Below are 15,072 nucleotides of genomic sequence, written 5' to 3' on the forward strand. Positions count from 1 at the left end.
GTGACGGGGTGCGGGAGGGCGGCGTGTACGGGGGAGGGAGTGGGGTTGGGGCTCACAGTGGTCATGCTGTTTCGCTTCTCCTCGTGCGGGGGTGCACCACTCAGCACATGCCGGTCGGTGCGGACTTGGCGCAGACGTTGTCGGTGAAGGTGTTGCCCTTGCCGGTGTCCCCATTGGCGAGGTCGGCCGGCTTGTTGCCGAGCACGACATTGCCGCTGATGGCGTTGCCGGTGTTCTTCGTGCCCACGAAGCTCTTGAACAGGACGACGCCGCCGGACATCGGGGTGGTGCCGGAGTTGTCGCGGATGGTGTTCGAGCGGACCTTGGTGTCCGCGGCGCCGGTGAGCACGAGGCCGGAGCCCTGGAGGGCCGACAGCCGTTCGGTCGCGGAGCAGAACTTGTTGTTGCCGGTGATGTTGTTGGACTCGATCGTCATGGCGCCGGCCTGCGGCTTTCCTTCGTCGCCCACGACGAACACACCGGTGCAGTTGCCGGAGACGGCGTTGTCGTGGACCGACAGGTTGCGGACCCGTCTGGCGGTGAACCCGATCCGGTTGTCCTTCAGCGCGTTGTGCCGGACCTCGGTGCCCCGGGTGTCGGTGGCGCCGCCCTCCTTGTCGACGGTGTTCGCGACGAAGATGCCTGCGTCGCCGTTGGCACGGGCGGTGTTGCCGATGAACGCGCCGCGGGTGGAGCGCTCCTGGGCGATGCCCCAGACACCGTTGTGCTCGGAGGTGACCCGGCGGACGGTCAGCCGGTCGGTCCAGGAGGCCCAGACGCCGTTCTTCTTGAACCCGGACAGGGTCAGCGATTCCACGCGGACGCCGTCCACGGTCTTGCCCGACCGGCCCTGGACGCAGATTCCGCTGCCGGCCTTCGCGCAGGCGTCGGTGGCCTTCGTGCCCGCCTCGGCCGGCCGGATCACGGTCTTGCTGCCGGCGCCGCGCAGGGTCAGTTCGGGCTTGGTGACCAGGACACTCTCCCGGTACGTGCCGGGCAGCAGGACGATGGTGTCACCCGGCTGGGCGGCGTCCACCGCTTTTTGGATCGACTCGCCCGGGCGGACCTCGTGCGAGTCCGTGGCCGAGGCGGAGGACAGTCCGCACCCAGCAGCCGACAGAGCCAAGATCGGGACAAAAGCCCTGATGTTTCGTTTCTTCATGAGCCGAAGCTATGGGCGATCTCCCCCTGTTGCCACATAGGGTGAGCGGATGGGTCCGCAGCGTGCCCGAATGGGTGACGCGGGCTCCGCCGCTCGGTGATCCGGGCCCGGTCCGCCCGCGCGGCCGGGCCCGCCCTCATTCCCCGGGTTCGGGCCTGGGCACGACGACCGAGCGGGCCCAGCGGTAGTCGGCCTTGCCGCTCGGCGAGCGCTGGATCCGGTGGGCGATCACCAGCCGGCGGGGGATCTTGTAGCCCGCCAGCCGGGTCCGGCAGTGGGCCTGGAGATCGTCGAGCGAGGGCTCGGCGGCTCCCTCGCGCAGCTGCACCACCGCCGCGACGCGGTTGCCCCACCGCTCGTCGGGCACCGCGGCGACCAGTACGTCGTACACGTCCGGGTGGGCCTTGAGCGCCTGCTCGACCTCCTCGGGGTACACCTTCTCGCCCCCGGTGTTGATGCACTGCGAACCGCGGCCGAGGACCGTGACGATGCCCTCCTCGTCGACCGTCGCCATGTCCCCGAGCAGGACCCATCGCTCGTCACCCCGCCGGAAGAAGGTCTCCGCGGTCTTGCCGGGGTCGTTGTAGTAGCCGAGCGGCACGTGCCCGCGCTGGGCGATCCGTCCCGGCTCACCCGGGGCCACCGGCTCGTACGTCGCCGGATCGACCACCGCCGTACGGGAGTTGACCCGGAGCCGGAACCCGTTCTCCGGGCCCGAGTCGGCCGTCGCCGTGCCGTTGAACCCGGACTCCGAGGAGCCGAAGTTGTTCAGCAGCATCACCGTGGGCACCAGTTCCTGGAACTCCGCGCGCACCGAGTCCGACATGATCGCGCCCGAACTGGACACCGAGAACATCGACGAGCAGTCGGTGCCCTTCAGCGGGCCCTTCAACGCGTCGATCAGCGGGCGCAGCATCGCGTCGCCCACCAGCGACACACTGGTGACCTTCTCCTTCTCGATCGTACGGAGCACCTCGTGCGGTACGAACTTGCGGTGGACCACGACCCGCTGCCCGAAGTTGAAGCCGATGAAGGCGGTGAGCGTCGAGGTGCCGTGCATCAGCGGCGGAGTGGGGAAGAAGGTGATCCCGTCGCCGCCCGCGGCAACCCGCTCGGCCAGCTCCTGCGGCGATTTCACCGGCTCGCCGGTCGGCGCGCCCCCGCCGAGGCCGGAGAAGAAGAGGTCCTCCTGGCGCCACATCACGCCCTTGGGCATTCCGGTGGTGCCGCCGGTGTAGATGATGAACTGGTCGTCGGCCGACCGCGGCGGGAACCCGCGCTCCGCGCTGCCGGCCGCCTCCGCGTCCGTGAAGGCGACCGCGTCCGGACCGCGGACACCCGCCTCCGGGGCCCCCACCCGCACGAGATGACGCAGGCCCGGCGCCTTCGGCGCGGCGGCCGCGACCCGCTCGTCGAACTCGGCGTCGAAGACCAGCGCGGCGAGATCCGCGTCACGGTAGAGGTAGATCAACTCCTCTTCCACATAACGGTAGTTCACATTGACCGGAACGACGCGGGCCTTCAGGCAGGCCAGCACGGTCTGGAGGTACTCCACCCCGTTGTAGAGGTGCAGCCCCAGGTGCTCGCCCGGGGTGATGCCCGCCTCGATCAGGTGGTGCGCCAGGCGGTTGGCGGCCGCGTCCAGCTCCGCGTACGTCAGCCGTCGCTCCGCCCCCGTGCCGGGATGGTCGAGGTAGACGAGCGCCTCGCGTTCCGGAACCGCGTCGACGACCGACTCGAACAGGTCGGCAAGGTTGTACTCCACCGTTCCTCCTGACCCCGGAAGCTGACTGGCTCGGCGGTCATTAGAGCGCCGGGAGGCGCAACTGGGAAGGGTGCCGCCGAAGAAATCTGACTGGCTGTCAGAAAACTATTGAACTGGGCCACCGCCTACTGCAACCTGTTCTAGGTCTTTAGACGGGAGGCGGACAATGGGTGGTACGGAACACCTCGTCGTGCGGCGCGAGGGCGCCACACTGGTGCTCACGCTGAACAGGCCGGAGGCGAAGAACGCCCTGTCGCTGCCGATGCTGGTCGGGCTCCACGACGGCTGGCTGGCGGCGGACGAGGACGACACGATCCGCTCGGTGATCCTCACCGGCGCGGGCGGCTGCTTCTGCGCCGGCATGGACCTCAAGGCCCTGGCGGGCAAGGGAATGGAGGGCGAGCGGTACCGGGACCGGATGACCGCCGACCCCGATCTGCACTGGAAGGCGATGCTGCGCCACCACCGCCCCCGCAAACCGGTCATCGCCGCCGTGGAGGGCCACTGCGTCGCGGGCGGCACCGAGATCCTCCAGGGCACCGACATCCGGATCGCCGGAGCGGGTGCCACCTTCGGGCTCTTCGAAGTGCAGCGCGGCCTCTTCCCCATCGGCGGTTCCACGGTCCGGCTGCCGCGCCAGATCGCCCGGACGCACGCACTCGAAATGCTCCTCACCGCACGCCCGTACAGCGCCGCGGAAGCGGCCGGCATCGGACTGATCGGCCGGGTCGTCCCGGACGGCACCGCGCTGGAGGAGGCCCTCGCCGTCGCCGAACGGATCAATGCCTGCGGACCGCTGGCCGTCGAGGCCGTCAAGGCCTCTGTGTACGAGACCGCCGAGATGACCGAGACCGAGGGGCTGGCCGCAGAACTGAAGCGCGGCTGGCCGGTGTTCGCGACCGAAGACGCCAAGGAGGGCGCCCGCGCCTTCGCCGAGAAGCGCCCGCCCGTCTACCGGCGCACCTGAGCCCAGGAGGCAACCGTGCCCGAAGCCCTCAGCGCACCGCTGGTGGTCGAATTCCCCTTCACCCGCTCCCTGGGCCCCGTACAGAGCGCCTTCCTCACCGGTCTGCGCGAACGCACCGTGCTCGGGGTCCGCACCGCCGAAGGAAAGGTCCTGGTCCCGCCCGTCGAGTACGACCCGGTCACCGCCGAGGAACTCCGCGAACTGACCGAGGTCGCCACCACCGGCACCGTCACCACCTGGGCCTGGAACCACGCACCCCGTCCCGCCCAGCCCCTCGACACCCCCTTCGCCTGGGTTCTCGTCCGCCTCGACGGCGCCGACACCGCGCTGCTGCACGCCCTCGACGCCCCCGGCCCCGAGGCGGTGCGCACCGGCATGCGGGTACGGATCCGCTGGGCCGCCGAACGCACCGGCGCGATCACCGACATCGCCTGCTTCGAACCGTACGACGGCGGTGACACCGGGCACGGCGCCCCGCACGACGGCGAGTTCACCGACCCGGTCACCGGCATCGTCACCCCCACCCGGCTCGACTACCGCTACACCCCCGGCCGCGCCCAGAGCGCGTACCTCGAAGCGCTCTCCGGACAGCGGATCGTCGGCGAACGCTGCCCGTCCTGCCACAAGGCGTACGTACCGCCCCGCGGCGCCTGCCCCACCTGCGGGGTAGCCACCACCGAACAGGTCGAGGTCGGTCCGCGCGGCACCGTCACCACCTTCTGCATCGTCAACATCAAGGCGAAGACCCTCGACATCGAAGTCCCCTACGTCTACGCGCACATCGCCCTCGACGGCGCGGACCTCGCGCTGCACGCCCGCATCGGCGGCATCCCGTACGACCAGGTGCGCATGGGCCTGCGCGTCGAACCCGTCTGGACCGAGAGCGGGCGGCACCCCGACCACTACCGGCCGACCGGCGAGCCGGACGCCGACTACGACGCGTACAAGGAGCTGCTGTAGATGCGAGACACGGCGATCGTCGCCTTCGCGCAGACCGACCACGTGCGCCACACCGACGAGCTCTCCGAAGTCGAGATGCTGATGCCCGTCCTGCACCGGGTCCTCGACGCGACCGGGCTCAAGGCCAGCGACATCGGTTTCACCTGCTCCGGCTCCAGCGACTACCTCGCGGGCCGCGCCTTCTCCTTCACCATGGCGCTCGACGGCGTCGGCGCGTACCCGCCGATCTCCGAGTCCCATGTGGAGATGGACGGCGCCTGGGCGCTGTACGAGGCCTGGGTGAAGATCCAGACGGGGCAGGCGGACACCGCGCTCGTCTACTCCTACGGAAAGTCCTCGCCCGGCGAGGTCCGCGACGTCCTCACCCGCCAGCTCGATCCGTACTACGTCGGCCCGCTCTGGCCGGACTCCGTGGCGCTCGCCGCCCTCCAGGCCCGGGCCCTGATCGACGCCGGCGACACGGACGAGGCCGCCCTCGCCGCGATCGCCCACCGCAGCCGCGCTGCCGCGGCGGACAACCCGCACGCCCAGCTCGGGGGACCGGTCCCGGCCGGCGAGTACGTCGTGCAGCCGCTGCGCACCGGCGACTGCCCGCCGGTCGGCGACGGCGCGGCCGCCGTGATCCTCGCCGCCGGTGACACCGCACGGGCCCTGTGCTCCCGCCCCGCCTGGATCCGCGGCATCGACCACCGCATCGAGGCGCACTCCCTCGGCGTGCGGGAGCTGACCGAATCACCCTCCACCCGGCTCGCCGCGACCCGTGCCGGGGTCTTCGAACGGCCCGTGGACACCGCCGAACTGCACGCCCCGTTCACCTCCCAGGAGGTGGTGCTGCGCAAGGCGCTCCGGCTCGACGACAGCGTCGACGTCAACCCGTCCGGCGGCGCGCTCGCCGCCAACCCCGTCATGGCCGCCGGGCTGATCCGCCTGGGCGAGGCCGCTGCCCGCATCCACCGCGGCGAGTCCGACCGGGCCCTCGCCCACGCCACCTCCGGGCCCTGCCTGCAGCAGAACCTGGTCGCCGTCCTCGAAGGGGAGAGCGCTCATGTCCAGTGAGCCCGTGGCCGTCGTCGGCATCGGCCAGACGAAGCACGTGTCCGCACGCCGGGACGTGTCCATCGCGGGACTCGTCCGCGAGGCCGCCGTCCGTGCCCTCCAGGACGCGGCCCTGACCTGGGCGGACATCGACGCCGTCGTCATCGGCAAGGCACCCGACTTCTTCGAGGGCCTGATGATGCCGGAGCTGTACCTCGCCGACGCCCTCGGCGCGGTCGGCAAACCGATGCTCCGGGTGCACACCGCGGGCTCCGTCGGCGGCTCCACCGCACTCGTCGCCGCCAACCTGGTCTCCGCGCGGGTGCACCGCACCGTCCTCACGCTCGCCTTCGAGAAGCAGTCCGAGTCCAACGCCATGTGGGGGCTCTCGCTGCCGATCCCGTTCCAGCAGCCCCTGCTCGCCGGAGCGGGCGGCTTCTTCGCCCCGCACGTGCGGGCGTACATGCGCCGTACCGGCGCACCCGACACGGTCGGCTCCCTCGTCGCGTACAAGGACCGCCGCAACGCGCTGAAGAATCCGTACGCGCACATCCACGACCCGGACATCACCCTGGAGAAGGTCCGGTCGGCACCGATGCTCTGGGATCCGATCCGCTACTCGGAGACCTGCCCGTCCTCCGACGGGGCCTGCGCGATGATCCTCACCGACCGTGCCGGGGCGGACCGTTCGCCGCATCCGCCCGCCTGGGTGCACGGCGGCGCGATGCGCAGCGAGCCGACGCTCTTCGCGGGGAAGGACTTCGTCTCGCCGCGGGCGGGCCGGGACTGCGCCGCCGATGTGTACCGGCAGGCGGGCATCAGCGAGCCGCGTCGGGAGATCGACGCGGTGGAGATGTACGTGCCCTTCTCCTGGTACGAGCCGATGTGGCTGGAGAACCTCGGCTTCGCCGACGAGGGTGAGGGCTGGAAGCTCACCGAGTCCGGCGTCACCGAACTCGACGGCGACCTGCCGGTGAACCCGTCGGGCGGAGTGCTCTCCACCAATCCCATCGGCGCCTCCGGCATGATCCGCTTCGCCGAAGCCGCGCTGCAGGTACGGGGCCGGGCCGGCGAACACCAGGTCGCGGGGGCCCGGAAGGCGCTCGGCCACGCGTACGGGGGCGGGGCGCAGTTCTTCGCCATGTGGCTGGTCGGAGCCGAGCCGCCCAGCAGCTGACACCGCTCGGTCCCGGGCCGCCGGAAGCCCCCTGCGCGCCCTGTCCGGGACCGCCGGGGGTGGCTAGCCTTGGTCCGGGACGACGAGCGGGAGGAGCCGACGTGGCGGAGCGCACCACGACCCAGCAGCCCTTCGTGGGCTGGGACAAACCGGATCTCGATCTCAGCAACGCGCAGTGGAGATCGGGCAGTCGGGGCGTGGGGGACGTCCAGATCGCCTTCGTCGAGGGATTCGTCGCGATGCGCAACGCCGGGAAGCCCGGCAGCCCGTCGATCGTCTTCACTCCGGCAGAATGGCACGCCTTCGTGGTGAACGCCCGCGACGGCGAATTCGACCTCACCTGAGGACGCGCCGTGCCGTGATCCGGTGTCCGACCGTGATCACCCGATCGGCGGCACGGCGGCACCCGGACCGTCCACGGGGGTCGCGCTCCGTGGACGGCCCGGGTGCCGGGAGTGACCGGACCCCGCCGAGCGGACCGCGACCGCAGCCGGACCCCGGCCGCCAGGTACTCACGGCCGTGCCCGGCGGTGCCGTGCCGGCGGGGGCCGGGCCACCCACCGACGCGACGACCTGTTCGTTCGGTGCGACGGGCCGCACACCCGTCGGCGCCCCGGCCTGCGCGGACCCGGCTCCGCAAGGTGAGCCCGGACACGTAACATGTCTGCATGTCCTTCCTCCGCCGCCGTAGCGCCGCCACACCCGCGGGCCCCGACTTCGACGTCCTGGCCATGGACCCGGGGGACTGGCCCGGAAACCTCGGCGCCGGTCTGCTGCCCGCGCCCGACGGAAGCTGTCAGGGTGTCTTCCTGCGCTACGACCTGTTCGGCGGCCGCGGCCCCGCGATGATCATCGGCAATCTCCCGGAGGGTTCGCCCGCCCGCGAGACCGAGGAGGGCCAGGTCCCGTTCGAGGTCGCCCAGCTGCTGCTCGCGCTGGAGAACGACGAGCCGGTCGAGGTCACCGGCACGGAGGACATGCCCGTGATGCAGGGCGACAACCTGCTGATCGTGCGCCGCGTCAAGCTCTCCGAGAGCCGGATCTCCTGCGTCCAGTTCGACCGCAGCGACGGTGTGCTCGTCACCATCGCCAGCTGGGACCGGCCGATCACCGACGACCTGTACACCCTGCTCAAGCCCCTGCCTGCCGAGCTGTTCCAGCAGGGCTGAATCCGCCCCGCCCGCAGGCCGTCCGCACATACCGGGCGGCTGCGGGGCGCATACCCCGAGATCCGTCCAAGTGCTCGCGGCCTCCGTCCAAGAGGCCGCTTTGTCATGCTCCTTGTCGGGTCAGTCGTCGGACCTTTACCGTCGGCCGCATGACATCCGGGATCACGCGACGTACCACCGTGAAGACAGCGATAGGGGCAACCGGTGCGCTGGCACTGGGAGTTCCGGCCCTTTCCGGCACGGCTGCTGCTGCCGGTACCTCCGATGAATCAACGGGAGACACCCACTCGAAGAAACAGGCGGAACCTACGCTCCGGTACGACGCGCCCGCTGCGGACTGGGAGCGCGAGTCGCTGCCGATCGGGGGCGGCGCCCTCGGCGCGAGCGTCTTCGGGACGCTCGCCTGCGAGCAGCTCACGTTCAACGAGAAGACGCTGTGGACCGGTGGCCCCGGCTTCGCCCAGGGTTACGACTTCGGGAACTGGACCGCTCCCAGGCCCGGCGCCCTCGCCGGAGTGCAGCAGCGGCTCGACAGCGAGGGTGCGCTCGGCCCGGACGCCGTCGCCGCCGAACTGGGCCAGGCGCGGCGCGGTTACGGTGCCTACCAGGTATTCGGCGACCTGAGACTGGATCTGCCGAACGCCCCGGCCGCCCCCGACGCCTCCTACCGCCGCACCCTCGACCTGCGCAACGCCCTCGCCGCCGTGACCTACACCCACCAACAGGTCGTTCACACACGGGAGTTCTTCGTCTCCCACCCCGGCAGGGTGATCGCGGGGCGCCTCGCCGCCGATCGTCCGGGACAGGTGTCCTTCACCCTGCGTCACACCTCGCCCCGCGACGACTGCACCGTCACCGCGGACGGGGACCGGCTCACCGTACGCGGCGCCCTGAAGGACAACGGTCTGCGCTTCGAGGCCCAGATCCGCGTCCGGACCAGTGGCGGCACCGTCACCGCGGGCACGGAAGGCACCCTGACCGTCACCGGTGCCGACAGCGCCTGGTTCTTCCTCGCCGCGGGCACCGACTACGCCGACAGCTACCCCGCCTACCGGGGCTCCGACCCGCACCCCGCGGTCACCGCCGCCGTCGACCTGGCCGCCCGGACCCCGTACGAGAAGGTCCGTGACACCCACGTACGCGACCACCGTGCCCTCTTCGACCGGGTCGCCCTCGACATCGGCCAGGAGCTGCCCGACCTGCCCACCGACCGGCTGCTCGCCGGCTACACGGGCGGGGCGAGCCCCGCCGACCGGGCCCTGGAGGCGCTGTTCTTCCAGTACGGCCGCTACCTGCTGATCGCCTCCTCACGTGCCGGGTCGCTGCCCGCCAACCTCCAGGGAGTGTGGAACAACTCGACCACCCCGCCCTGGTCGGCCGACTACCACAGCAACATCAATCTGCAGATGAACTACTGGCTCGCCGAGGTCACCAACCTCGCCGAGACCACCGCGCCGTACGACCGTTACATCGAGGCCATGCGTGCCCCCGGCCGCAGGACGGCGAAGGAGATGTTCGGGACCGCCGGCTGGGTGGTGCACAACGAGACCAATCCGTACGGCTTCACCGGCGTCCACGACTGGTCCACCGCCTTCTGGTTCCCGGAGGCCGCCGCCTGGCTCACCCAGCAGCTGTACGAGCACTACCGGTTCGGCGGCTCCGCCGGCTATCTGCGCTCCACCGCGTACCCGGCGATGAAGGAGGCGGCCGAATTCTGGCTGGCCAATCTGCGCACCGACCCGCGCGACGGACTGCTCGTCGTCACCCCCAGCTACTCACCCGAGCACGGCGACTTCACCGCCGGTGGCGCGATGTCCCAGCAGATCGTGCACGACCTCCTCACCAACACCCTGGAGGCCGCCCGCACCCTCGGTGACTCACCGGCCTTCCGCGGCCGGCTGGAGACGGCCCTGGAGCGGCTCGATCCCGGGCTGCGGATCGGTTCGTGGGGCCAGCTCCAGGAGTGGAAGACCGACCGGGACGACCCGGCCGACACCCACCGCCATGTCTCGCACCTCTTCGCCCTCCACCCCGGCCGTCAGATCGAACCCGGCAGCGCATGGGCACGGGCGGCCGAGGTCTCCCTCGGGGCGCGCGGCGACGGCGGCACCGGCTGGTCGAAGGCCTGGAAGATCAACTTCTGGGCGCGGCTGCGCGACGGAGACCACGCCCACCGGATGCTCGCCGAACAGCTGAAGAGCTCCACCCTGCCCAACCTCTGGGACACCCACCCGCCCTTCCAGATCGACGGCAACTTCGGCGCCACCTCGGGCATCGCCGAGATGCTGCTGCAGAGCCAGCACGACACCGTCGACATCCTGCCCGCCCTCCCGTCGGGCTGGCCGGACGGATCGGTGCGCGGGCTGCGTGCCAGGGGAGGGTTCACCGTCGACATCGAATGGGCCGCCGGGCAGGCCCGCCGTGTGGTGATCACGGCGAGCCGCACCCGCGAGGTGACCGTCCGCAGCACCCTGTTCGCGAGCGGCGAGAAGGTCTTCAAGGCACGCGCGGGCGGCCGCTACACCCTGGTCGCCGAGGGCTGAGCGAACAACGCGGTCACCCGCGCCGCCGAGACACCGATCCCCGTGGGACCGCTGATGTGCCACGGGGTTCCGGTGCCGCGCAGCAGATCCTGCTCGCGGTAGCGCCGGCAGCCCCGGTGCCAGATCAGGATGCCCGCGAGCCAGTGCTTGAGCTCCAGCACGTACCCCGCCAGCACCTCCCGCGCCTGAGCGTCCAGCCCGAAGTCGTCGTAGAGCACGGGGAGTTCCTGCTCGGCGACGTGCAGGAACTGCCTCAGCCGCGACTTCATCAGGTCGTACACGATCGCCACCCCGGTCGGATAGTCCACCCCGAAGAAGTTCTGCACGACCAGGACGCCGTTGTGCACCTCACCCTCGAACTCGATCTCCTTCTGGTACGAGAACAGGTCGTTGAGCAGACAGGCGTAGTCCGCCGCCGCGTTCTCCAGGGAGCGCAGCGGCCCGCTGTCGTAGATCTCCGGCGGAACCTTCCTGCCGTGGCCCAGCCGGCACAGGCTCATCGTGAGGTCGGAACCGAATGTCATACGCCGCATCTCGACGTAGTCCACCGGGTCAGGGATACGGTTCTGCACCTGGTTCGCCAGCTCCCACACCCAGCTGGCGGTCATGTCCTCGACCGCCTTTCGGAACGCCCGGCGCCCGGCCGTGTCCATCGGCGCCGAGGTGCGCGCCCAGAGATCACCGAGCCCCCGCTCCAGGGCGTTGACCGGCTCGGGCGTCCCGCCCCCGTCCAGGGGCATGAACAGCGACAGGCGCTCATTGGCCAGTTTGGCCCCCGTCAGATCGCGGGCCCGTCCGTGCACCACCGGGAACCAGTCGTCGCCGTACGTTCCCCAGGTCAGCCACTGCGAGGACAGGTCCAGCTCCTCGGGCGTCGCGTCCGGGTGGATCCCCGCCGCGCACAGCGGCAGATCGATCGCGATCAGTCGTTGCTCGTCCCAGATGTGTGAACCGGGCACCCCCGGCTGCGCCTTCAGGATGCCGATCCGGCCCGCCCAGTCGACGATGCGGGCCCGCGCCCCGTCCAGATGCGGACTGAGCGTCGTGCCGAAGGGCAGCTCGAAGTCGGGCAGCAGCGACGGGCCGACGTGCCGGTGGGGCAGATGCGTGTGGCTGCGCAGCCGGGCCGTCTCCGATCGTGGTGTGAAGCGGATCGACGCCGCGGCCATCCCGAAGCCGGTGGTGGCCGCCTCGACCGCGCCGTCGTTCATGTAGCGGCTGGAGCGCAGGTGCCACTCATGGCCGCCGGACTGCCAGTCCTGCAGACCCTTGACGTACGCGAGGACCGCCGCGGTCTGCGCCGGGTCGAGTTCCTTCGCCGCGCAGAGCGGTCCGAGTTCGGTGAGCGCGGTGTTCTCGAACTGCTGGAGACGGGAGGTCAGCAGATCGTTCACCGCGTCGGCGGCCTCCTGGGTGGAGCAGCCGAGGAAGTGCTCCAGGACGAGCACACCGTTGCTGTTCTCGCCCTCCTCCTCCACCTCCCGCTGGTACGAGAAGAGGTCGTTGCGCAGATGCACGCCGTCGGAGAAGGAGTCCCGCAGCACCCGCAGCGCACGCTCGCCGGCCACCGCCTCGGGGACCTCGGCGCCCGCCGCGTACTCCACGAGCCCCGCCGACCAGGGGGCGCCGCCCACCTTGCGACGCATCTCGATGTACTCGACGGGGTTCGCGATGCGTCCCTCGTTGATGTTGGCGAGCTCCCACAATGACTCGTTGAGCAGGTTCTCCGTCGCCTCGGCGAACCTGGCCCGCCAGGCGTCTGACATGCTCGGCACCGTTCGCGCCCACAGATCGGCCAGCCCCGCCTCGACCGGATTGGCCGGCTCCGGCATCGGCGCACCGCGTTCCATCGGCATGAAAGCGGGCAAGCGGTCCAGATAGTGCTTGGCGCCCTCGCGGTCGGGGTTGCGCTTGAACAGCTCCAGGAAGTGGTCGTCGAAGAAGAAGACCCACACGTACCAGTCGGTCACCAGCGAGAGAGCCTCGGCCGAGCAATCGGGATGGGTGTACGCACACAGCAGCGCGTAGTCGTGGGAGTCGATGTCCTTCTCCTCCCAGATGCCCGACCCCTCCACCATCCCCATGGCGCGTGCCCACTGCTTGGTGTGTACCCGGGCCTCCTCGACATGGACGTTGAGCCGCGCCGGATACGGAACATAGAAGTCCGGCAGTGTGAAGGGCTGAGCCATGCGCGTACGGCCTTTCCTGGGTCGCCGCGCGGACATCGCGCGGACGTGATCGTGTCGGCGCGAGCACTACCCTTCGGCCGTTCGGGGTACGCACATCCCGGATTAGTCACATAAAAGGAACGTGTGTTGGTGGTGCCCGGGTGCGCCCGGCCGGAGCTCGGGAACGTGCTCGGGATGCGGACAACAGGCCTCCGGCGACGACCGGTTGAATCTTTCCCGCGCAGGTCGGACACCCTGCCAGTGGTCTGGTCCACTGGCTCGACCTGCGAGCTCCACAGATCCCTTGACGCGCTGTCATTTCAGGTCGGAGAGTGTGCGCGCACAGCGGATCAGTGGGATCGGAACACGCACGGCTCCATCACGCACGGCTCCAGGAAGGGTTGTCATGACGTCCAAGCAGAGGACCGGAATCGCACTCGCGCTGACAGGTGTCGGCGCACTGAGCATGACGCTGCTCAGCCCCGTGACGCAGGCCGGTGCGGACGGGGTGCGACCGGAATGCCCGCGCAGCCTCGCATGCGACTGGGTACCGGCGGCCTACCAGCAGACGGGTGACCCGGCCGACAAGGAGACGTACGGGAACTACGACACCGCGGACCGGCCGCACACCAACAAGGTCAGATTCATCGTCCTGCACGACACCGAGGAAGACTTCGACACCACCCTGAAGATCTTCAAGAACCCGCTGAAGCAGACCTCGGCCCACTACGTGGTGCGCTCGGACGACGGGCACGTCACCCAGATGGTCAAGGGAAAGGACGTCGCCTGGCAGGCCGGCAACTGGTACCTCAACAGCCACTCCATCGGCATCGAGCAGGAGGGCGTCGCCGTCGACGGCGCCAAGTGGTACACCCCCGAGATGTACCGCTCCACCGCCAGGCTGGTGCGCTACCTCGCGGCCAAGTACGACATACCGCTCGACCGCCAGCACATCATCGGCCACGACGGGGTGCCGCCCACCAGCGCGGCGGGCACCAAGAACATGCACTGGGATCCGGGCACGTACTGGGACTGGAACCGGTTCATGGCGCTGCTCGGCAAGCCCACTGTGCCGAGCGCCCCCAAGAGCAGCGAACTGATCACCGTCAGCCCGGACTTCAAGCGGAACCAGCAGGCGTTCCGAGACTGCGAGAAGAGCGTCGACCTGCCGGTCCAGGGCTCCAGCGCCCTGCCGCTGCACACCGCGCCGTCCACCGAGGCGCCCCTCTTCTCCGACCCGGGCCTGCACACCGACGGCTCGCCGGGCACCAACTGCGTCGCGGACTGGGGCAGCAAGATCAGCGCCACCCAGCAGGCCGTGGTCGCCGACCACGCGCCCGGCTGGACGGCGATCTGGTGGTACGGCCGCAAGGCCTGGTTCGAGACCCCGGCCCGCAGCCGGAACACCACGCCCACCTCCGGCCATGTCGTCAGGCCGAAGGCCGGCCGCACGGACGTACCGGTCTACGGGGTCGCGTACCCGGAGCAGTCCGAGTACCCCGCCGACTTCACGGACAAGCGAGTGGGCGCGCCGCTCCCGTACACGATCAAGGCCGGACAGTCCTACCCCGGCGGCGGCGAGGCGCCCACGGGCTTCTTCTACGCGCCCACCATCGACTCCTCGTACCCGTTCGACCACGCGTACTTCGCGGGCAAGGAGAAGTACGTGACGGTCCAGATCGGCCACCGGATCGCCTTCGTGAAGGCGTCCGACGTCGACATCGTGCGCACCCGCTGAGACCGTCCCGGCCCTCCGCCGCAGCGACGACGGAGCGCCGGGAATCCGTACCACCGGAAATCCGCACCCCCGAGAAGGAGGCCTTCATGCACAAGCCGACCAGGACCGCCGCCACCGCCGCCGCCGGCGTCGTCATGGCACTCGCACTCACCGGCGCCGGAGCCGTCGCCACGACGGCGACGGCCTCGGCCGCCACCGTCGCGTCCGAGACCGTGGCTCAGGGCTGGGACGTCTCCGGCTCGTTCGACACCCAGCAGGAGTGCGTCGCGGCCGGGGACGCCGGCCTCGCCGACGGAAGCTGGGCGCAGTACCGGTGCGTACTGTTCGAGGCGCGGTGGGACCTGATGACTCCGGCCTGACCGTCCGACGAGTGTCCCTGCGCACACCC

12 protein-coding genes are annotated in these 15,072 nt (G+C 70.3%); 9 read left to right on the top strand and 3 right to left on the bottom strand.

Features of this window, described 5'->3' with window-relative positions:
- Window positions 1-100 precede the first annotated feature (100 nt).
- Both AADR41_RS24055 and AADR41_RS24060 read right to left on the bottom strand, forming a co-directional pair.
- On the bottom strand, window positions 101-1,162 hold the full coding sequence (locus AADR41_RS24055) for a right-handed parallel beta-helix repeat-containing protein (protein WP_342283466.1): 1,062 nt from the start codon (window positions 1,160-1,162) through the stop codon (window positions 101-103).
- A gap of 136 nt (window positions 1,163-1,298) precedes the next feature.
- Entirely contained in the window at window positions 1,299-2,927 is a 1,629-nt protein-coding gene (locus AADR41_RS24060; protein WP_342283467.1) for an acyl-CoA synthetase, read from the bottom strand.
- Window positions 2,928-3,093: 166 nt separating this feature from the next.
- Here AADR41_RS24060 and AADR41_RS24065 point away from each other — a divergent pair, with 166 nt between their 5' ends.
- The 7 genes from AADR41_RS24065 to AADR41_RS24095 all read left to right on the top strand — a co-directional run bounded on the left by AADR41_RS24065 (window position 3,094) and on the right by AADR41_RS24095 (window position 10,778).
- Entirely contained in the window at window positions 3,094-3,894 is an 801-nt protein-coding gene (locus tag AADR41_RS24065; protein ID WP_342283468.1) for a crotonase/enoyl-CoA hydratase family protein, read from the top strand.
- Between the two features lie 15 nt (window positions 3,895-3,909).
- Window positions 3,910-4,854, top strand: coding sequence for a Zn-ribbon domain-containing OB-fold protein (locus AADR41_RS24070; protein ID WP_342283469.1), 945 nt, complete (start codon window positions 3,910-3,912; stop codon window positions 4,852-4,854).
- Window positions 4,855-5,910 carry a thiolase domain-containing protein gene (locus tag AADR41_RS24075; protein ID WP_342283470.1) on the top strand — a complete coding sequence of 352 codons (1,056 nt, stop codon included), beginning with the start codon at window positions 4,855-4,857 and terminating at the stop codon, window positions 5,908-5,910.
- Window positions 5,900-7,066: a thiolase domain-containing protein gene (locus tag AADR41_RS24080; RefSeq protein WP_342283471.1), complete on the top strand. Its 1,167-nt coding sequence runs from the start codon at window positions 5,900-5,902 to the stop codon at window positions 7,064-7,066. The genes AADR41_RS24075 and AADR41_RS24080 overlap by 11 nt, the downstream gene beginning before the upstream one ends.
- Before the next feature lie 101 nt (window positions 7,067-7,167).
- Entirely contained in the window at window positions 7,168-7,410 is a 243-nt protein-coding gene (locus tag AADR41_RS24085; RefSeq protein ID WP_342283472.1) for a DUF397 domain-containing protein, read from the top strand.
- Window positions 7,411-7,734: 324 nt separating this feature from the next.
- Entirely contained in the window at window positions 7,735-8,235 is a 501-nt protein-coding gene (locus AADR41_RS24090) for a hypothetical protein (protein ID WP_018550733.1), read from the top strand.
- Window positions 8,236-8,384: 149 nt separating this feature from the next.
- Window positions 8,385-10,778 carry a glycoside hydrolase family 95 protein gene (locus AADR41_RS24095; RefSeq protein WP_342283473.1) on the top strand — a complete coding sequence of 798 codons (2,394 nt, stop codon included), beginning with the start codon at window positions 8,385-8,387 and terminating at the stop codon, window positions 10,776-10,778.
- Here the strand turns inward: AADR41_RS24095 and AADR41_RS24100 are convergent.
- The gene (locus tag AADR41_RS24100) at window positions 10,754-12,967 is read right to left on the bottom strand and encodes a terpene synthase family protein (RefSeq protein ID WP_342283474.1); all 2,214 of its coding nucleotides are present in this window, start codon (window positions 12,965-12,967) and stop codon (window positions 10,754-10,756) included. The genes AADR41_RS24095 and AADR41_RS24100 overlap by 25 nt on opposite strands.
- A 385-nt stretch (window positions 12,968-13,352) precedes the next feature.
- Here AADR41_RS24100 and AADR41_RS24105 point away from each other — a divergent pair, with 385 nt between their 5' ends.
- A complete protein-coding gene (locus tag AADR41_RS24105) occupies window positions 13,353-14,684 on the top strand; it encodes an N-acetylmuramoyl-L-alanine amidase (protein WP_342283475.1) in 1,332 nt (443 codons plus the stop codon).
- An 86-nt stretch (window positions 14,685-14,770) separates the two neighbouring features.
- Complete coding sequence (locus AADR41_RS24110) at window positions 14,771-15,043, top strand: hypothetical protein (RefSeq protein WP_342283476.1); 273 nt, start codon at window positions 14,771-14,773, stop codon at window positions 15,041-15,043.
- Window positions 15,044-15,072: the final 29 nt, after the last annotated feature.

The sequence above is a fragment of the Streptomyces sp. CLV115 genome (assembly GCF_038448545.1).
GTDB classification, from domain to species: Bacteria; Actinomycetota; Actinomycetes; order Streptomycetales; family Streptomycetaceae; genus Streptomyces; species Streptomyces sanglieri.